The organism is Marinomonas aquimarina (assembly GCF_900089755.1).
In the GTDB taxonomy this organism is placed as follows: domain Bacteria; phylum Pseudomonadota; class Gammaproteobacteria; order Pseudomonadales; family Marinomonadaceae; genus Marinomonas; species Marinomonas aquimarina.
Map to the genome: position 1 here is coordinate 46,617 of NZ_FLOC01000012.1, position 18,990 is coordinate 65,606.

22 protein-coding genes are annotated in these 18,990 nt (G+C 45.6%); 15 read left to right on the forward strand and 7 right to left on the reverse strand.

What is annotated here, in order from left to right:
* Nucleotides 1-173 precede the first annotated feature (173 nt).
* Nucleotides 174-542: a hypothetical protein gene (locus tag MAQ5080_RS10890; RefSeq protein WP_067210074.1), complete on the forward strand. Its 369-nt coding sequence runs from the start codon at nucleotides 174-176 to the stop codon at nucleotides 540-542.
* The gene (locus MAQ5080_RS10895) at nucleotides 539-1,915 is read left to right on the forward strand and encodes a class II fumarate hydratase (RefSeq protein WP_067210067.1); all 1,377 of its coding nucleotides are present in this window, start codon (nucleotides 539-541) and stop codon (nucleotides 1,913-1,915) included. The genes MAQ5080_RS10890 and MAQ5080_RS10895 overlap by 4 nt, the downstream gene beginning before the upstream one ends.
* 95 nt (nucleotides 1,916-2,010) lie before the next feature.
* On the opposite strand, the gene MAQ5080_RS10900 is transcribed toward MAQ5080_RS10895, so the two are convergent.
* The 3 genes from MAQ5080_RS10900 to MAQ5080_RS10910 form a co-directional block, all read right to left on the reverse strand.
* A complete protein-coding gene (locus tag MAQ5080_RS10900; protein WP_197464609.1) occupies nucleotides 2,011-3,360 on the reverse strand; it encodes a PepSY-associated TM helix domain-containing protein in 1,350 nt (449 codons plus the stop codon).
* A gap of 59 nt (nucleotides 3,361-3,419) precedes the next feature.
* Nucleotides 3,420-3,797: a hypothetical protein gene (locus MAQ5080_RS10905; protein WP_067210062.1), complete on the reverse strand. Its 378-nt coding sequence runs from the start codon at nucleotides 3,795-3,797 to the stop codon at nucleotides 3,420-3,422.
* A gap of 103 nt (nucleotides 3,798-3,900) precedes the next feature.
* A complete protein-coding gene (locus MAQ5080_RS10910) occupies nucleotides 3,901-4,170 on the reverse strand; it encodes a DUF3820 family protein (RefSeq protein ID WP_067210217.1) in 270 nt (89 codons plus the stop codon).
* 1,066 nt (nucleotides 4,171-5,236) lie between these two features.
* Here MAQ5080_RS10910 and MAQ5080_RS17520 point away from each other — a divergent pair.
* From MAQ5080_RS17520 to MAQ5080_RS10940, 8 genes are all read left to right on the forward strand, one after another.
* A complete protein-coding gene (locus MAQ5080_RS17520; protein WP_197464608.1) occupies nucleotides 5,237-5,734 on the forward strand; it encodes a hypothetical protein in 498 nt (165 codons plus the stop codon).
* Nucleotides 5,707-6,087, forward strand: coding sequence for a hypothetical protein (locus MAQ5080_RS17525; RefSeq protein ID WP_197464607.1), 381 nt, complete (start codon nucleotides 5,707-5,709; stop codon nucleotides 6,085-6,087). Before MAQ5080_RS17520 ends, MAQ5080_RS17525 begins: the two co-directional genes overlap by 28 nt.
* Before the next feature lie 57 nt (nucleotides 6,088-6,144).
* On the forward strand, nucleotides 6,145-7,059 hold the full coding sequence (locus tag MAQ5080_RS17415) for a hypothetical protein (RefSeq protein WP_067210059.1): 915 nt from the start codon (nucleotides 6,145-6,147) through the stop codon (nucleotides 7,057-7,059).
* Between the two features lie 86 nt (nucleotides 7,060-7,145).
* On the forward strand, nucleotides 7,146-8,912 hold the full coding sequence (locus tag MAQ5080_RS10925; protein ID WP_067210056.1) for a hypothetical protein: 1,767 nt from the start codon (nucleotides 7,146-7,148) through the stop codon (nucleotides 8,910-8,912).
* An 84-nt stretch (nucleotides 8,913-8,996) separates the two neighbouring features.
* Nucleotides 8,997-9,479, forward strand: a complete 483-nt coding sequence (locus MAQ5080_RS10930; RefSeq protein ID WP_067210053.1) for a hypothetical protein — start codon at nucleotides 8,997-8,999, stop codon at nucleotides 9,477-9,479.
* Nucleotides 9,480-9,574: 95 nt separating this feature from the next.
* On the forward strand, nucleotides 9,575-10,474 hold the full coding sequence (locus MAQ5080_RS10935; protein WP_067210049.1) for an AbiTii domain-containing protein: 900 nt from the start codon (nucleotides 9,575-9,577) through the stop codon (nucleotides 10,472-10,474).
* Nucleotides 10,475-10,807: 333 nt separating this feature from the next.
* Nucleotides 10,808-11,149, forward strand: a complete 342-nt coding sequence (locus tag MAQ5080_RS17420) for a hypothetical protein (protein ID WP_067210046.1) — start codon at nucleotides 10,808-10,810, stop codon at nucleotides 11,147-11,149.
* A gap of 56 nt (nucleotides 11,150-11,205) precedes the next feature.
* Nucleotides 11,206-11,832 (forward strand): FMN-binding negative transcriptional regulator, encoded by a 627-nt coding sequence (locus MAQ5080_RS10940; protein WP_067210043.1) that lies wholly within the window; start codon nucleotides 11,206-11,208, stop codon nucleotides 11,830-11,832.
* A 3-nt stretch (nucleotides 11,833-11,835) separates the two neighbouring features.
* Here the strand turns inward: MAQ5080_RS10940 and MAQ5080_RS10945 are convergent, their stop codons facing one another.
* Both MAQ5080_RS10945 and MAQ5080_RS10950 read right to left on the reverse strand, forming a co-directional pair.
* Nucleotides 11,836-12,099, reverse strand: coding sequence for a Txe/YoeB family addiction module toxin (locus MAQ5080_RS10945; RefSeq protein WP_067210041.1), 264 nt, complete (start codon nucleotides 12,097-12,099; stop codon nucleotides 11,836-11,838).
* Nucleotides 12,092-12,346: a type II toxin-antitoxin system Phd/YefM family antitoxin gene (locus MAQ5080_RS10950; protein WP_067210039.1), complete on the reverse strand. Its 255-nt coding sequence runs from the start codon at nucleotides 12,344-12,346 to the stop codon at nucleotides 12,092-12,094. The genes MAQ5080_RS10945 and MAQ5080_RS10950 overlap by 8 nt, the downstream gene beginning before the upstream one ends.
* 171 nt (nucleotides 12,347-12,517) lie before the next feature.
* On the opposite strand from MAQ5080_RS10950, the gene MAQ5080_RS10955 reads away from it, so the two are divergent.
* From MAQ5080_RS10955 to MAQ5080_RS10965, 3 genes are all read left to right on the forward strand, one after another.
* Nucleotides 12,518-13,087: a DJ-1/PfpI family protein gene (locus MAQ5080_RS10955; RefSeq protein ID WP_067210036.1), complete on the forward strand. Its 570-nt coding sequence runs from the start codon at nucleotides 12,518-12,520 to the stop codon at nucleotides 13,085-13,087.
* Nucleotides 13,088-13,236: 149 nt separating this feature from the next.
* Nucleotides 13,237-13,599 carry a ribbon-helix-helix domain-containing protein gene (locus MAQ5080_RS10960; protein ID WP_067210033.1) on the forward strand — a complete coding sequence of 121 codons (363 nt, stop codon included), beginning with the start codon at nucleotides 13,237-13,239 and terminating at the stop codon, nucleotides 13,597-13,599.
* A 17-nt stretch (nucleotides 13,600-13,616) separates the two neighbouring features.
* Nucleotides 13,617-14,075 (forward strand): pyridoxamine 5'-phosphate oxidase family protein, encoded by a 459-nt coding sequence (locus MAQ5080_RS10965; RefSeq protein ID WP_067210030.1) that lies wholly within the window; start codon nucleotides 13,617-13,619, stop codon nucleotides 14,073-14,075.
* A 29-nt stretch (nucleotides 14,076-14,104) separates the two neighbouring features.
* Here MAQ5080_RS10965 and MAQ5080_RS10970 read toward each other — a convergent pair whose 3' ends face one another.
* The gene (locus MAQ5080_RS10970) at nucleotides 14,105-15,520 is read right to left on the reverse strand and encodes a dihydrolipoyl dehydrogenase (RefSeq protein WP_082861087.1); all 1,416 of its coding nucleotides are present in this window, start codon (nucleotides 15,518-15,520) and stop codon (nucleotides 14,105-14,107) included.
* A 293-nt stretch (nucleotides 15,521-15,813) separates the two neighbouring features.
* On the opposite strand from MAQ5080_RS10970, the gene MAQ5080_RS10975 reads away from it, so the two are divergent.
* Nucleotides 15,814-16,488, forward strand: coding sequence for an acyltransferase (locus tag MAQ5080_RS10975; RefSeq protein WP_067210027.1), 675 nt, complete (start codon nucleotides 15,814-15,816; stop codon nucleotides 16,486-16,488).
* A 287-nt stretch (nucleotides 16,489-16,775) separates the two neighbouring features.
* On the opposite strand, the gene MAQ5080_RS10980 is transcribed toward MAQ5080_RS10975, so the two are convergent.
* Complete coding sequence (locus MAQ5080_RS10980; protein ID WP_067210024.1) at nucleotides 16,776-17,681, reverse strand: LysR family transcriptional regulator; 906 nt, start codon at nucleotides 17,679-17,681, stop codon at nucleotides 16,776-16,778.
* A 132-nt stretch (nucleotides 17,682-17,813) separates the two neighbouring features.
* Here MAQ5080_RS10980 and MAQ5080_RS10985 point away from each other — a divergent pair, with 132 nt between their 5' ends.
* Nucleotides 17,814-18,932, forward strand: coding sequence for an S-(hydroxymethyl)glutathione dehydrogenase/class III alcohol dehydrogenase (locus MAQ5080_RS10985; protein ID WP_197464610.1), 1,119 nt, complete (start codon nucleotides 17,814-17,816; stop codon nucleotides 18,930-18,932).
* Nucleotides 18,933-18,990 lie beyond the last annotated feature (58 nt).

An 18,990-nucleotide genomic window follows, 5' to 3' on the forward strand; every position in this document is an offset into this window, starting at 1 on the left:
CCATTAAACGGGAAAATCCACGGTACTTTGCCGTTATTTCGCTCGATTTACATGCATTTTTGCCAGTTGTGTTCCAAGCTAAATGGGTAAAACTTAAAAACCGTTGCTTGACAAAGTTGGCTCTCAATGATTAATTGATAATTATTATCATTTGCATCAAAGGGGCTTGAGTCATGACTTATCACATCGTTCCGTTCTCTGTTATTGAGCAAACCATTAAACGTGGTGTGGCATCCGATTCACCCAAAGTGTTGCACCAATATTTGGACACCAGTGAGACGTACGCGGAACAGTTAGGGATTTCTGAGGCGTATGACCTCTACAAGCGCGTGTTTCGCGTATTGCTTGAGACCGTGTGCGATGCGGCAGTACCGATGCACTGGCGTGAGCTGTGTCTGGATTCGATTCATCGTCCACTGACGCAACTGAAACGCTTTGTAATCACGGACCAAGATGCCGTGGAATACTTCCAGTTAGAACATGAACTGCGTGCCCTGAGTCACTACTTTATGTCGAGCAAGCAAATGGGAGTCAGCAAATGAATAGCCGAATTGAAGCAGACAGTATGGGTAAGCTCGAAGTCCCTGAATATGCCCTCTATGGTGCACAGACTCAGCGCGCGATTAATAACTTCCCAGTAAGTGGGCAATCACTTCCAGAACCTTTTATTCATGCCTTGATCAGCCTAAAGCAAGCCGCAGCGAGAGCGAATTTACGTCTCGATTGCCTCAGTGAGCCCATGGCAAATGCCATTGATCAAGCCTGTGCAGAGCTGCTCAAAGACCCTGAATTGATGAAGCATTTTCCGGTTGATGTGTTCCAAACGGGCTCTGGCACCAGCTCCAATATGAATGCCAATGAGGTGATTGCCACCTTGGCAAGCTTGCGATTAGGGGAGAGCGTCGGTGCTAACGACCATGTCAATTTTGGCCAGAGCAGCAATGACATCATCCCCAGTGCGATCCATGCCAGTGCGGCGATTGAGGTCAGTAAACATTTACTTCCAGCCTTGGAGCACTTGAAAAATACGATCCGAGAAAAAGGCCAGACACTCAAGGGCCATACCAAAACCGGTCGCACCCATTTAATGGACGCCATGCCGGTGCGCTTTGACCAGGTTTTCAATGGTTGGGCGGCACAACTACAGGACAATATTGATAACCTGAATGCTGTTTTGGCGAAAGTGACCAAATTGGCTCAAGGGGGCACCGCAGTTGGAACCGGTATTAATGCCCATCCAGACTTTTCTAAATTGATCTGTGAAGAGCTGTCCACCATCAGCAAGGTGACCTTTAGTCCTGCAGACGACTATTTTGCTTTGATCGGCTCCCAGGATACCGCGGTAGCCCTGTCGGGCATTTTAAAAAGTACAGCCGTGAGCTATATGAAGATCGCCAACGATTTACGTTGGATGAACTCAGGCCCTTTGGCTGGGCTGGGTGAGATCACCTTAGAAGCGTTGCAACCTGGCTCTTCGATTATGCCAGGTAAGGTAAACCCTGTGATTCCTGAAGCGACCGCCATGGCGGCGGCACAAGTCATTGGTAATGACGCGGCGATTACCATAGGTGGTCAATCAGGTAACTTCGAGCTCAATGTCATGTTGCCCATGATTGCTCATAACTTATTGAATAGTATCCACTTACTTACGAGCACAGGCACACTGATGGCGGACAAAGCCATTGCCACCCTGAGTGTGAATGAAGACAAACTCAACGAAGCCTTGGCTAAAAATCCGATCTTAGTCACCGCCTTAAATCCGATCATTGGCTATCTCAATGCCGCGGAAATCGCCAAAAAAGCGTACAAAGAAAAACGCCCCGTTATTGACGTAGCAGTAGAAGAAACCGACTTAACCCGTGAAGAACTGGAAGCCCATTTGGATCCAGCCCATCTGACCAAAGGCGGACTGTAAACGAAAAGCAAAGAGCAAGTATGTTCCATCACGGACGATGGAACGGGCTGGGGGATGCAAGCCCCTCCAGCCCACCTTTTAGTACGGGCGATTGATTAAGCCCAAACCTTGCGTAGCTTAGGAATAGACAGCAACAGCAAAGCATCCACGACTAAAATAGCAATCATGCCCACTGTCGCCATCGGAAACAGTAAAGAGACCGGCAACAATAACCAAACCGCATGCTGCCAGCGTTTGAGATCCTTCGGCATAGGCGGCGCCGCAAACGCGTTAGCAGGACGGCGCTTCCACCACATCACCACCCCCGACACACTCAGCAAGATCACGGCTAAGCAGAACAAAGTGCAAGCCACCAAGTTCCACACGCCAAATTGTCCCATATGCAGTGCAATACCAAACGCCATCGACTGTGCAAACCAGTTGTAATCCATAAAACCCACATCTGTGATCACCGCGCCAGAGTAGCGGTCATAATGCACGGTGCGATCGTCCAAAGCGTTATGAATATCGCGCCCCATGGTGCTAGCAGACGTCGTAAAGACACCTTTTTCTCCACGAGGGAAATGCACTTGGAACTTGGTAAAGCCCATCTTCTTAGCGTCACGCACCACACGATCTAGGGTGATGGTATTTTGACCAAATACTGGCATATTGGACTCTGGTAATGGCGCTTGCTCAAGGTTCCAAGGCATCTGCTTCAAACCTTTTAGGTTCAAGTCCTCGTGGGTCAGCGTCGACGAGACATTCTTCGCACTTTGCTCAACTGGAAAGGTGCTCCAAGCTTGTACCATCTTACCGCCCCAGACACTTGCCCAAGCGAGTCCGGAGATGCAAAAGAACAGTAAAATCACGGCCACCCAAATCCCAACCACACTGTGTAGGTCACGCCATAGACTGCGGCCTTTACCGCTGATACGAGTCGCGGCTTGCCAAGCAGATTGTCCACTCTTAGGCCACCACATATACACGCCGGTCAAAATCAACAAAATGGTAAAACTTGTCGCGATCTCGATCAGCCAATCACCGGTTAAGCCCAACATAAAAGTACCGTGGGTATCGTCCGCCCAAGTGTACCAAGACTGGGTAATGCTGATGTCACCAGTGACTTCAGCGCGATAAGGGTCAACAAACACCGAGCGCGTATCCTCGCCAACCAGAACCTGGAAGCGGGTCGCATCGCTGGCATCATCGGAAACATACAGACGCTTAATCGTACTATTTGGGTACTGCTCTGCCACCAATTGGTATTGGGCTTCAAGGGAAACCGGCTCAGCCGAGACCTGCTCAACCTTGTATAAATCAGAGTGCAACGCGCGCTCGATGATCGGATCAAAGATCATCATTAAGCCAGTGACGGCCAACATAATTAAAAATGGAACCACATACAGACCAGCAAAAAAGTGCCAGCGCCAAACGGAACGATAAAAGTCCTTTGTACCAAACATTAGAAATCCTGCTACTAAATAGGGCATACAAAATCGATGCCCCAACAGCGGTCAGGGCATCAGGCTAGTTTTTGATCTTTACTCAACGCAGGATCGAAAGGTGGCGCACGGGCTTGAACGGTACGTGGGGTAACCGCCAGCACATCCGAAGTCGGCGCGAAGCTATAATCAAACGCCTTTGAGGGAGCATGGAACACCAACGCCGTTGTGGTGATGTCCATAAAGAAATGGGTACAAGGACAAGAATGCGAGCTACTGTGCTGGCTCGCTTTATCCTTGTCCGAGGCATCACCACTAAAGACGTAATAGGATTCAACGCCAAGGGTGGTACAGATCTCGATTCGCTGCGCACCCGTTTGACCAATGCCATTCACTAGCGGTACGGCAAAGTACACTAGCCAGCAGAGGATCAGAAAGACATGAGAGCGGCGTTTCATCGTAAATAAGAATCGGGTTCGTTTAAAAGTGGCGCAACTTTACGAAAGCTGCTGTGGCGGTGCAAGCAATAATTCCCTTGCCCTTGTTCAATATCAGCGGGAATTAATCCATATCATCAAAGCGGATTTGCACCTTCGGCTGCTTTGGCTTTGGCGCTTCAGGCAGCTTTAATGGCTCCACGATCTTCTCCAGACCATTCACCTTAACCTCCAACGCCAGCTGCAACCAACGGCCTAACTTACCTTCCGGCCAGCCCTTATGGTTAAACCACAGTAAATACTCTTCTGGCAGATCAACGATCAAACGACCTTCGTACTTACCAAACGGCATCGTCTGACGCGCAATATCCAGCAAATCCTGTTTCTCAATCATAACCACCACCATACCCAAACAAGCCCGCATACTACCACAAAACTCCCTTGTAGGAGGGGTATCCTTGCCCCGACAAAATCTCTTGCGCCTTTGTGGGAGGGCTGTCCCTGCCCGATTGGACTAGCAGCTCCGTAGGCAATGAGAATTCTCAGCTTCGGTGCTTATGACCTACTTTGGCGGCACTATCCCATGTAATTCAATTCGCTTGCGCAATCCTCGTACCTCGGCCCCAACGTTGTCTTAATTAAAGAGCGCGCGAATCAAACACATGGGATATCGCTAATAAGCCCGCAATCTCTCGTACGAGCCGACTCCGCTCGGCGATAGGGCTAGCAGCTTCGCAGTTAATCAGAAGCTCCTAATTTTGTGAGAGGGCTGTCCCAACCTGATTGGTTTAGCAGCTCAGCAGGCAATGAGAATTCTCAGCTTTGGTGCTTATCAACCGCTTTGAAGGCTCTATCCCATGTAATTCAATTCGCTTGCGCAATCCTCGTTCCTCGGCCCCGACTTTGTCTTAATTAAAGAGCGCGTGAATCAAACACATGGGATATCGCTAATAAGCCCGCAAACTCTCCCGTACGAGCCGTCTCCGACCGGCGATTGGTTCTTTCTCTCTACTCCGAAGTTTTGTAAGAGAGCTGTTGCAGCCCGATCTAGCCTTGGACTCGTAGCACACTGTGTAGATGATTCGTAAAAGGGTTGGAGGGTATCGCACGATCCTTGTGGATATATTGTCTGTATCTGTATAAATACACAGTTTATTTTTACATCTGCAAATTAGGTGCCTGTTTTCATGATCTGAATGCTATTCAGTTTCTCGCTTTGTCATAGAAGCGTCAGCGAAAGTGTATTAAGATCAATAATTAAGCAATACGACAGCCAGAATAATGTGCTGTGGAAAGATGATATATCGCGCATGCTCGATTTCGTGTTTTGAGTGTTATTGGATAAACCTGAAAAGTGGCGTGAAAGCAGCTTGTTAGAGAGCATTATTTGCGTTCTCTGACACAGCGTAAACGAGCATGCGCACTATTAAACTGTTATGCACTACAAGGAGTAATCGAAATTGTCAGATGACAAAAAAAATAGCAAGATCGGGCTTTGGGAATGGGTTAAAGCGATATCAACTTTAGCAATAGTTGGTGTGTTTTCCTATAAGGTCTATTTAACCCCAATAAATCTCACTGTTGATTTTCCAACGTTACTTTCTCTTTTACTCGCCTTGTTTTCAGTAGCGCTAGCAGCACTGTTCTATTTTAAAGCAACAGAAACGAGTAACACGTTTTATGACAATACTTACAATTTCACGAAGGATATTGCTCAACTTCTGGTGAAAATTGAGAGTGGGTTTGGGGAAAGATTAAGAAACCTCGATGAAGGATATACTTCAATGCGAGACTCGCTACAACATTATGGTAGCAAGCCAAACGATGACGTAGAAGAAACGAAAAAGAAGATAGAAACCGAAAAAGTGAAATGGATAAAGTGGTTCAAGAAAGAAACCAAATTATTGCCCAGCTCATTGAAAGATCTAATTTGCAGGAAGAAGAAAAATCAAAAATAACTTCAGAGCTACAGGAAAAAGAAGAGGAGCTGGCCGGAGCTCAAAAAGAACTTAGCCAAATGAACAAGCGATTGTTCATGGACAGATTAGAAAGAAAGCGAAATTTAAAATCGGGTATTGATTTTAGCAGCGGTGCAATAGACTTTACTCGCTCCCATGTTTTGAGAAAAATTGGCCTAGAAAGAATATTGGAGGCTCCACGATCACTCGTTACCAAAAGATTCAACTCATTAGCAAATGATTTGCCTAGAAGGTATATCGAAGACCTTGAGCATGAAGGTTTTTTCGATAGTGGGTTAACAATAGACGGTTATCATATGCTAAAAACGTTGGCAGAACGTGAGCTTGCATAACAAAGCATTACAGCGGACAAGCCGCTGAATGCGGCGTTAGTGCTATCAAGGATTTGAATGATTTCTAATATTCCAACACATGAAGACTTCTATAAAACAGGTAAAGAGCTACTGGTGTTCTCATGGGATATAGTTGCAAAGTTATTGCTTAATCTGGATGATGCAGAGTATTTTGGAGTTGATCCAGAGGAAGTGTCAGAGGAGTATTGGAGCTTAGCTAGCAGGCAGATCAATACAGCACTTGCAATTACTCAGCAAGGTATTGAGTTTCTTTTGAAGGGCCGGATATGTGAAATTTCCCCATATCTTCTTATCTCTGATACCCCATCGAAATGGCCGTCGCCATATGATTACGAGTCAATTGAATTTAGCAAATTTAGAACTCTTGATGCTCAGGATTTAATTAGGGTTCTTGATACATTCTCAGATCAGAAGTTAGATGTTTCTTTTGTTCAGAAATTTAATGATTTGAGGGAAAAGAGAAACGTCATAATGCACTCTTTAAGTACTTCTCTAGATGTGCAGTTTAGTGAGGTTATAGAGTCACTGCTTTATATGCATAGTACGCTATTCCCATCCGAGTCTTGGGCGAAAATTCGTAAAGAGGGGCTATCAAACCACCCTAATTCGGAGCTTGGCAGCTCAGATTTCATAAGCAATGAAATATGTAGAGAGCTATCGATAATAATTGATCTGCTCACGCCGGCCCAAGCAAAGAAATATTTCAAAATTGACAAAGGCAGAAGAGCTTATTTCTGCCCTGAATGTCACTACGAAGCCAATCATGACGTTGACTTTGAATTTAAGCTGGCTCGATTAACGTCAAGAGATGTAAGTTGTTCAAGTCTTTATTGTCCGGTTTGTGATTCAGTGTATGAGGTCTCCAGAAACGATTGCAGCGAAGACAAAGAAGTGTGCCCGGGTAATGTCATTAGCGACACATATTCGATTTGCCTTACCTGTGGGCACTAACAAGCTCATGTTACCGGATTTATTTTCCGCTGCGCTCCAAATAAACCGCAAATGCGGGCGTTAACACTACACGGAGGTATTGAAGTTTGCCTGAGAGACTAGAACTTACAAAAAATGCTCAGTTTTATGTGCCAAAGAATGCCGTTGACGATTCAATCTTAAACGAAATTTTGGGCGCAGCTAGCGATAATATGGAAGCTAACTCAGAATATGTAATCAACTTGTTTAGATCAGATAGAGTAGTCGATGAAGGGGACATAAACTACAAGTGCTCAATTAGAGTCTTTCCATCCACTCGTCCTGTATATTTTATCGACGAGGAATTAGAAGATAGAGTATTTGCGTTTATAATTTTGATTGAATATCAAAATTATTTGGCTGTATTTAAAAAAAGCTGCGCAAATATTTCGGATGTATTAAAAGAGCATTTTACTCTAATAGATAGCAGGGATCTTAGTTCAACTTTCAATGATGACGAAGTGGAATTTCAAAAGCTTGCTCTGCGAAATATGACTGTGTCGGAGAGAGCAATGAGAGCTCGGTCATATGAAGCTGCTGATTTGAAGGGCTTGTTATCAACTCACTCAGCCGGAAGGTCCATACCCTACTATCTGAAATTTAGGCAGGGAGCCATTACTAAAACTATTTCCGGAACAGGTCGTATTGTTGAATCCTCTCAGCGTAAAACTCTCGACGAAATTGCTTGCTGGGTCAAAGAGCAAGTTGATTCAATTGAAACCCCGTCGGATAACAATAGCTTTTTGGAATCATTTGCAAAGAAAGTAGAGCTAGCTGAAGTTCTTTCTATGTGTGAACCATCAGCAATTCTAATAGAAAGTAATCCTTTGTACGCAAGAATCGAAAAAGATAGACTTCCAATTCTATATAAAGCTTCGCATGGTCGTAATATCAAAGTTTCTAGCAGAATAGTAAATTCATTATTTTCTGCTCTTGAGCAAGTTTATGAGCTCGATTCCGGCCATAATGTGGTCGGAAGAGAAGGCTGCTCTAAGCTTAGAAAAAATGAAAAGACTCTAACACTGTCATCGAAGATCTTGACCAAATTTCGTGTAACGGAGAATGGTAAAGATGTGACATTGCAGAAATTTATTGTAAAAAATGGTTTTTATAGCGTAACTTTCTCTGACCCTAAATTTATGTACTTTATGGGGTCTTGCTTTGAAGATTCATCGGGGATTTCGGAAATTAGTAGCATTCTAGAAATACTACAGCCTCAAAATGAAATTGCAGCTGTAACTTCTGAAAAGGGAGAGTTTACAAATACTTCCTCTGAATTTGATGCTGATTCAATGTTCGGTGTTGTTGAGCAATTACACGCAGGTGACGATTATGTATTTTGCGATGACTTCGGGATAGAGTGGGCAGACCACATAACCCTCAATAAAGAAGATTCAAGCATTAGCTTTATACACTCAAAACATGGTGATATTAGTACCTCAGCGAGCAATCTCCATGAAGTAGTTGGGCAAGGAATCAAGAATCTAGGGTATATGTATTTCAATAAGGAAAAAATGATCGAACGAATAAATGGGACATTTTCCAATACTTACAATAACAATAGAGTTCAGACAAACATAAATAGAATAAGAAAAGGAAATCCAAATGATGCGGATGCATACTTGGATGGTCTATTGAAAGATTATAAGTTGCATCGAAAATGTATTTTGAGTTGTTCTTTTTTGTCAAAGTCTGCTGTTGAAGCTGAATTTAGGAAAATACAAGCTGGTACACCTGTTAGAGGGCATATAGTCCAACTCTTATGGATTTTGTCTTCATTTGCACATGCCGTAAAAGATATGAATGCAATCCCAATTGTTTATTGTAATGTGTAGTGTTAACAAGCCGCTGCACACGGTTAAATTTATCGCTACGCTCCCAATTTACCGGTGAGCGGGGCGTTATAACTCAAGGAAGTCATGTCACATTTAGAAAATTTAATTGCCGAGTACTACGACTGGAAGGGCTACTTGATAAAGCGCAATATCAAGGTCGGCAGATTAAGTCGCGGTGGTTGGGAAATGGAGTTGGACGTAATCGCTTTTGATCCGCATACCGGACACTTGATTCATATCGAGCCCTCAGTTGATGCCCACTCATGGGCTACACGGGAAGAAAGGTTTACGAAAAAATTCAATGCCGCTAGGAAATATATTTTTAGCAAGGTTTTTACGTGGCTTGATTCAAGTATGGAAGTTGAGCAAGTTGCCGTTCTCATATCACATCCCAAAGGTAGAGATGAACTTGCAGGTGGAAAAATCATATCCATTGATGAGCTTATGGCTGAAATTCGTCAAAAGGTTATTGGCTGTGGGATTGTTGCTAAAAATGCTATACCAGAGCAATATCCGCTGTTACGTACGTTGCAGCTTTCACATAATGGTTACTATAAAACGTTATAACAAGGCGTTCAAAATCAGTCGCTGCGCTCCTTGGGACCTCCACTGCTACGCAGTTCCGGTCCTTTAACGCAGCGTTATATGTCAGAGGAAGATTGATGAAAACTCCTATTGTTATACAACTACAAGAGATGGCATCTGATAGTCAAAATCATTTACCTGACCTTCTACGGAAAGCATTGCTTATTTCATCAAAGCTCGGATTGGAGGACTTTAAATCGTGGGTCATTTCAGAATTAAATGGCTATCAGTCGGAAGAAGATATTCCGAGGTATCGAATAATTGGGTCACAGCTAAAAGTGATTAACCCTTATCATGGTTATCAGCCATTTATTATTGAAGATGGTGAGCTGGCAAGAGTGGTTAGTGAAGTTAAAATTTTTGAGTCTGTTGAATCGCTTCAGCACTTGATTTCAAAGTCTAACAGTAAAAATCAGTTAACGTTTCCATTTGCACCTGAACAAAAAGCAGCCTTAATGAGGATGCAAGGTGGATTTGCTCAGCTGGAACCAACACGAATCATAGGAAGTAATCAGGTGAAAAGTGTGTTGGAGCAGGTTAGAACCCAGCTATTAGACTGGGCGCTACAGCTTGAAGCTAGAGGGATTTTGGGAGATGGAATTAGTTTTTCTGCTGAGGAAAAGGCAATTGCTAGCAAGAATCAATCAGCTATTAGCATACAAAATTTCCAAGGTGTCTTAGGTGATGTCTCTGGTGGGCATATAAGCCAATCAATGTCCATGACAGTAACACCAGGAAACTTTGATTCTTTGGCGAAATATTTTAGGCAGGAAGATGTTGCAGAAGAAGATATCAAATCTTTAGAAAAAGCTATCACTGAAGATCCAGAAGCAAGAGAAAGTGGGGCATTTGGTCCAAAGGTTAGTAACTGGATAGGAAAGATGACTTCAAAGGCTGCAAATGGCTCTTGGGCGGTAAGTGTAGGGGCTGCTGGTAGCTTACTCGCGACAGCAATTGCAAAATTTTACGGGTTGTAGTACTGACATATAACAAGCGTATGTTGTCGGACTGCTTTTAGCTGCGATCCAAACTATCCGAAAATGCGGGCGTTAGGGCTACTATGTAAGGCAGGAGGAAATATGGTAGTAAAAGTTAATCAATTTGAGCTGTTAAAAGAGTATTTTTTTGTGTTGTAGAACGATTAGAGCATCATGCTCCTAACTTGAGTGAAGTGATCTATCCGCTACTTGGTTTGATCGTTTTGAAAACGGATGATAATTCAGACATCCAAGTTAGAGGTAGTCAGGGTGCCAAGATAATTAGGGTCAGATAAAAAATTAACTAGGTTCGAAAGTTAATAAGAGCATCATATGGATTGGGAATTAATTAATGGAATAACAGGAATAGTAAGTGCCGTATCCGCGGTTCTTGGCATTGGATATTTCCGCTTCCATAAAGGTACACCAGACGAAGAGTTTTCTTTGTTAAGCATGCATAAGTTGATGTCATTTGTTGTTGTGTGCTCAGGATGGGCATTGTGTTGCCTTAGTTTTCTATGGGTTGTAGAGCCCTACGGTTGCTGTCCAATGCCATCGGACTATCAGCATTTCTTTGGTGTTTTGTTGGGCTTTCCTGCAATAGTTGTGTTTATATTTGGTCTTGGCTTACTGCAAGGCCCAAAACGTAGCCTCTCCAGAGAGAGGGATTCATAAAAATTAGAGTGATATTAAGATCAGCTTTAAAGCCACCCACACCAAGGAACACACGGATGTATGTACCAACCCACTTCAAAGAAGAAGACCACCAAGTACTCCAACAATACATACGTGATTATAGCTGTGGCACTTTGATTATCTCTGATGCTGAAGGCATTGAAGCGAATCATGTTCCATTCTATTTAGCGGTCAATGAAGATAGCTCTCTAGGAAAACTACAGTGCCATCTAGCCCGTGCCAACCCTGCTTGGCAGCGTATTCAGGATGGTGCTCAGGTGCTTGCGGTATTTCAGGGGCCCAATGCCTATATTTCCCCATCTTGGTATGCGACGAAAGCTGAAACGGGCCGTGTGGTGCCAACATGGAATTATTTGGCGGTGCATGTGCAAGGGAAAGCTCAGGTTATTCAAGATCCTGATTGGCTTAAACAGCACTTACACCAGTTAACCGATCAGCATGAAGCAAGTATGGAAGAGCCATGGTCTGTGGCGGATGCCCCGACTGATTTTACCGACCGTTTAGTGAAAGCGATTGTAGGGATAGAGATTAGAATCGAGTCACTCACAGGTAAGCTAAAAGCCAGTCAAAATCAGCCTCAGGCGAATAGGGAAAGCGTAAGAGCGAGTTTGCAAGGGCTGGATGATGTTAATAGCGCAGCGGTTGCGAAGCTTGTGGATTGAACTCTAATAATGATACCGACATGACAATATCGTCACTGCCTCATCATCCACGGCATAAACCAGTCGGTTGGTATCATCAATCCTCCTAGACCAGAAGCCTGAAAGATTAGCTTTTAAAGGTTCTGGTTTTCCCATTCCCTCAAATGGCGATCGCTTGATATCGGTAATCAGTTTGTTGATTCGCTTGAGTGTTTTCTTATCTTGGGTCTGCCAGTACACATAACTCTCCCAAGCCTCGTCGGTCCATGACAAGAGTCGTTCAGTCATCGATCAAATCCTTTTGTGATGTTTTGCCTGCTTTGTATTGTGCGATGGAGCGATCTAAGTGTGCCGCGTTTGCCGGTGAGCGAAGTAGATGCACGGTTTCCATTAGGCTGTTGTAATGCTCAAGCGACATGACCACTGCATCTTCAGCGTCTCGTCTTGTAATCACGGCGGTATCGGCATCGTTTACAACAGTGTCGAGTACTGATTTTAGGTTATTGCGCGCTTCAGTAAAGGATACGATTCGCATGGTATCTCCAATATGTACAGTTTACGGTACAAGTATAGGTGTTGTCTTATAGTTGTACAATATATAGGACATGTAACATGAGCTGTTTTATGTAACAACCCATTAATACCTCCCACGCCGCGCTAACTGCTACAACTAATCCCTGTTGCAAACACGATTGGAGGAAACATCATGTCTGGTAAAAAAATCTTAATGATCACGGGTGATTTCACGGAAGACTACGAAACCATGGTGCCGTTTCAGGCATTGTTAAGTGTCGGTCATCAGGTGGATGCGGTGTGCCCTGATAAGAAAGCCGGTGATTCGGTAGCGACGGCGATCCACGATTTTGAAGGCGATCAAACCTACACCGAAAAGCCCGGTCACCGTTTCGCGTTGAATGCGACATTTAGTGAGATTAAGACGGAAGACTATGATGCTTTGGTGATTCCTGGAGGTCGTGCGCCGGAGTATTTGCGTTTGAATAAAGAGGTGATTGCCATGGTGCAGCATTTCTTTAAGGCGGATAAGCCAGTAGCAGCGATTTGTCATGGCGCCCAGTTGCTTGCGGCGGCGGGTGTGTTAGACGGCAAGAAGTGTTCCGCTTACCCAGCGTGCCAGCCAGAAGTAGAGCTTGCGAAAGGTGAATATGCTGATATCCCAGTGGATCAAGCGATCACGGATGGTAATTTGGTCACGGCGCCAGCGTGGCCTGCACACCCTGCGTGGTTGGCGCAGTTCTATACTTTGCTAAACCGCTAGTTACATCTTTCTCCGTATTATTGGGGGGAGTGGGTATGAACTATTTTGTAAAATAGTGGCTACTCCCTCTGACTTTCCGAAAAAATCAGCTAACCTGTTCTGTCTGCGTATCTTTTTACGTTGTTAAGGGATTTTGACAGGATAATGTTATGTGCAAGCTGTTTGTGAACTCAGACCCCAGCCTATGGCAAAACACCACTCGCTCCGTGCGTATTGATGGCATGGTGACCAGCATCCGTTTGGAAAATATCTTCTGGTTTACGTTAGAGGAAATCGCGCAACGGGATCAGTTATCCCTAGCGCAGATGATCGTGAAGCTTAACCATGAGGCATTGGCAGCGGGACACGATCTGGATAACTTCACGTCCTTCTTGCGCGTCTGTGCCATGCGTTATCTGCATTTACAAACCATTGGTATGTTGCCCGCATCAGCGGATATCAGCTTGGCCTCCCTTAACAGTGAACGTATCTTAGAGCAGGAAAAGCGCTACTTTGCAGCGCATCAGTCATGAGCGAGAGCGGAGCATCTATGGACCTTCTCGATTATTCGGAAAAAAGCGTATTGTGCTGGCTGGCTACCGTCTCTGCGGACGCGACGCCAAATGTCTCACCCAAAGAGATTTATACCTTTATCAATAACGACTTGCTGTTGATCGCCAATATTGCCTCGCCTGAAAGCGAGCGTAATATTTTGATCAACCCTAAGGTATGTGTGTCCTTTATTGAGATCTTCGAGCAACGTGGTTTTAAGGTGAAGGGGACGGCGCAAGTCATCACGTCAGAAGACAACAATTGGCTGGAGTATTTGAGCGCACTAAAAGTGTTAGCGGGAGAGAGCTTTCCGATCAAGAATATCTTTGCCATCCAGGTCGAGTCCTCTGCCAAAGTCATGGCACCCAGTTATAGTTTATTCCCTGATAGCACCACCCCAGAAAGCCAAATCGAAGGTGCAATGAAAACCTATAACGTGCAGCGTAAAAGCCAATAAAGCGAGGGTTATCAACCCTCGTTTTTGGGTTAGGCCTGCACCACTTCTTCCACAGGCTCGTCATATAGCTGCTTGGCTAGCTCGCGAAGCGCCACACGCACACCTTCTTCGATATTCGGGTGGTAGAAGGGTAAGCGTAAGATATCCGCCACTTCGACATTGAGCTGATGCGCCCACGCCAGCTGATGCAGTAAGTGCTCACCTCGCGGCGCGATCATTTCCCCACCGAGTAAGCGTTTGCTGGTTTTATCGGCATAGAGGCGAATCAAGCCTTCAAACTCCTGCATTACCCGTGGCCGGCCGAGCATATTGAAGTTATAGGTGCCGATGACAATGTTTTCAGGATCCAGCTGATCAAAGCGTTGACCAAAGAAGCCGATATTTGGGTGCGTGAAAGCCATGCCAAGCTCTGTACGTGCTTGATAATGTTTGGCGTCCCCTTGTTGCAGAGCTTGCATCACGTTGTATGCAGCGATGCGACCTTCGTCCGCTGCTTCATGAAGGATGGCTTTTTGCCCTGTGGCATCGCCTGCGACAAAGATATTGCTGTCTTGGATGCGCATGGTGCTTGGGTCAATGTCTGGCATGCCGCGTTGGTCTAAGGAAATGCCTGCGCTGGCAAGGTTTAGCGTATCAAGATTAGGGCGACGACCGAGGGCTGCCAGCACTTGATCCACTTCGACGCTGTGTTCACCAAAGCTCACTTGAATGCCGTTGTCGGTTTGTTCTAATTGTGCCGCTTGGCCAAGGTAGAGAGGGAAGTCATGGCCGATCAGCTCAAGCGCTTTGTTTAACACTTCAGGGTCACTGATGCCGGCGATGGTGTCAGCCATTTCAATGCCCATCACTTCCACGCCCAAGCGTGCCATGGCTTGGCCCAGCTCTAAACCAATCACGCCGAGGCCGATCACCGCGACTTTCTTTGGCAAGCTGGCTTGTTCAAAGAAGGTGTCTGAGGTGACGACTCCAGGCATGTCTTGCCACGGCTCGGGCAGCACAGGACGGGAGCCTGGGGCGAGGATGTATTGCTTGGCTTGTAGCAATTCGGTGCGTCCATCACGATAGGTGATTTCTATGGTATTCGGGTCAACAAAGGCCGCTCGGCCGTTGAGGTTTTGTTCGGCTGGTAGCTTTTGCCATGGGGCAATGGTCTTCTCAACAAAAGCATCGCGCATGGTTTGCACGCGCTGCATCACCGCTGCACCATTAACGTGAGCATTGTCCAAGCCTTCGATACCTTCTACCGCCATTTTCTGCAGGCGGTCAAAGTCATCGGCTATCTGAATCAGCACCTTGGAGGGCATACAGCCGATCTTGGCGCAGGTGGTGCCGTACCAACCTTCATTGATTAGCACAAAATTATCCGTGTGCTGTTTCACCAAGCCCAACGCGGTATAGCCCGCTGAACCGGCTCCGACAATTGCAACATCTACTTGGCGCATCATTGTCTCCCTTATTTTTAATTAGATAACTCTAAAATAATAAGCCAATGTTATTTCTTCAAGCAGGAATGATTAGATTGGGACTTAGATCAAGGCCGAGAATATTGAAAGGGTCAGATCCCTTAGCTGTATGATGGTGTTGAGTTAACAGGCTGTATCTTTGTTGAAGGGATCTGACCCTTGAGAGGAATTAGGTATATAATGCGCTGACTGTAAGTTAAGTGAATGCTTACTGAATGGATTGTGTAAGGAAAATTGGCCATCGCTCATAGGGCCTGTGTACAAAGGAATGGGACGTGAAACCGTTAAAAAAGCTTTATCACTATATTAGATGCCTTCCGAAAACCGTATTTTTTAACTTCTATTACTTCCCTTTTAAGCAGGCGATTAAGCTGCCTGTGATTGTCAGCCATCGTACTAAATTCAATCGGTTAAAAGGCAAGGTCTACCTACCTGATAATGCTAAAACCGGAAAAATCAGATTGGGTTTTGGTCAGGTGCAAGTGGCTGATAGCCAGCACTCACGTTTTATCTGGAGTCTGGAAAAAGGCGGCTCTGTGCGCTTTGGCCATGATGTCAGAATCGGTACTGGCTGTAAGTTGTTTGTGGCTGGTGCACTGAGCTTTGGCAATAAAGTGACCTTCAGTGGAGAGGGCAGCATTACTTGCCAAAACAAGATCACTATTGCCAATGGTTGCCTTGTGTCTTGGCGTACCGTCATTATGGATACCGACTTTCATGCCGTCACCGATGAGCAGGGCCGTCGTCTCAATCCAGATACACCGATAACGATTGGTGATTCTGTCTGGGTATGCGCCAACGCCATGATCCTCAAAGGCGTGACCATCGGCAGCAATACCATCGTCTCCGCCTCAGCAAACGTTGTCTCTTCTTTTGAAGGTAATCAAATCCTCGGCGGCAATCCCGCTAAAGTGATTGGCTCCATGAAAAATAAAACCTTTGATATGTAGCCACAAGCGTGAGGCTCCATTAGGAAAAGCGAATGCAGAAAAGGGGTCAGATCCCTTCTACACAGATACAGCCTGTCAATTCAACACCATCATGCGTATAAGGGATCTGACCCCTTGAAAATCTGAGAAAAAACCAGCAAGGACTGTTTCATGCGTTTAATAGACGTCTCTACCGCTCTATGGCATCCATGCCATCGCGGTATTTGTTGCGTCCTGCACTTCGCGGTCGAGGAATGAAGAATTGCGCGAGTCTATTGAATTGCATGGAATAGTCCCCCAGAAAAGTTTTAAGGCCGCTTACTCCAACTGCCAAAGATATCTTCCTTAGCAAAGCGCTCGATCAAATAATCACAGATCGACTTCAGCTTAGGGGATGGCATCTGCGCGCGCGGATAAACCAGCCACACGCCGGTGTAGGGATATTGATACTGGGGTAACAGGGAGACTACCTTACCCGATGCCAAATCATCCTTCACGTAATAGTCAGGCAACTGGGCAATGCCAAGGCCACGACGCACCGCATCAAGTAGAGCCGGACCCGAGTTACTGCGCCAATGGCTAGAGACTTTTACCTCTCGACGTTGGCCGTTTTGGCTAAACACCCAATGGGTCTTAGAGCCCATCAAACACTGGTGCTTATTCAACTCTGCCAAGGTGTGCGGGATGCCATGCTGGTCGACGTATTCGCGTGAGGCACACAGGTATTCTGCTCGGTCACACAAACGCCGCGATAATAGACTAGAATCACGTAACGCCCCCATACGAATGGCCAAGTCGTAGCCTTCTTCGATTAGGTCGACCTCACGGTTGGTCAGGTGTAAATCCAGATCCATCTGCGGGTTTTGCAGTAAAAAGTCATTCAATAATGGCGCAAGGTAGCGCTCACCAAACGTCGTGGCGCAGGTAATGCGTAACGTCCCCATCGGTGCTTGGTTTAATGCGCTCACGGCTTCTTCGGCGGTGGCCAGCGTGTTGGGCAAGTCTCGGCAATGTTGGTAAAAACGCTCGCCCGCTTCGCTCAGGCGAATGCTACGTGTGGTGCGAAATAATAAGGTGGTATTTAAACGCTGCTCGAGGTGTGTGATCAAACGACTCACGTGTGAGGCGGACACATCAAGGCGGCTGGCGGCTTTGGAAAAGCTTCCTTGGTGGACAACTTCCACAAAAGCTTCCATGGCTTCCCATTGTTTCATGCGCGGTGGATCCTGATTGTTGCTGTATGACAATAATGATTTGTTAAAATAAGTATTATCGCAATAGTTATTTGGTATTACACTACGCGCACTTGTTTCACTAACTGTTAAGTTAAAACGGAGTTCACAATGTTGAAATGTAAAGCGGCCGTAGCTTGGGGTCCAGGTCAACCTCTTAAAATCGAAGAAGTTGAAGTACAAGATCCACAAGCGGGTGAAGTACTTGTTCGCATGGTAGCAACAGGTGTATGTCACACTGACGCATTCACGCTTTCTGGTGAAGACCCAGAAGGTATCTTCCCTGCAATCCTAGGTCACGAAGGTGCGGGTATCGTTGAAGCAGTTGGTGAAGGCGTTACTTCTCTTAAAGTAGGCGATCACGTAATCCCACTTTACACAGCTGAATGTGGTGAGTGTAAGTTCTGTAAATCTGGCAAAACTAACCTATGTCAGGCAGTTCGTGCGACTCAAGGTAAAGGTCTTATGCCAGACGGCACTAGCCGTTTCAGCATCAACGGCGAGCCAATCTTCCACTACATGGGTTGTTCAACGTTCTCTGAGTACAGCGTTGTACCAGAAATTTCTTTGGCAAAAGTTAACGAAGAAGCAGCAATGGACAAAATCTGTCTACTTGGCTGTGGCGTAACAACAGGTATCGGTGCGGTTCTAAACACTGCAAAAGTTGAAGAAGGCGCGACAGTTGCTGTCTTCGGTCTTGGCGGTATCGGTCTATCTTGTATCCAAGGTGCACGTCTAGCGGGAGCTTCTCGCATCATCGCGATCGACCTAAACGAATCTAAATTCGAAATGGCTGAGCAATTCGGTGCGACTGACTTCGTTAACCCATCTAAATTCGACAAGCCAATCCAAGAAGTGATCGTTGAGATGACTGACGGCGGTGTTGACTACTCTTTCGAATGTATCGGTAACGTAAACGTTATGCGTGCAGCACTTGAGTGTTGTCACAAAGGTTGGGGTGAGTCGATCATCATCGGTGTAGCCGGTGCAGGTCAAGAAATCTCTACTCGTCCATTCCAGCTAGTAACTGGTCGCGTATGGCGTGGTTCTGCGTTCGGTGGTGTTAAAGGCCGTACTGAACTTCCAGGCTACGTAGAAGACTACATGAGCGGTAAGATCGAAATCGACCCATTCGTGACGCACAAAATGAAACTTGAAGACATCAACGAAGCTTTCCACCTAATGCACGAAGGTGAAAGTATCCGTACTGTAATCGAGTTCGACGCAAAATAAGCGTTAATCATCTTAAAAAAGCCCATCTATAGGATGGGCTTTTTTTACTGATCTAAGA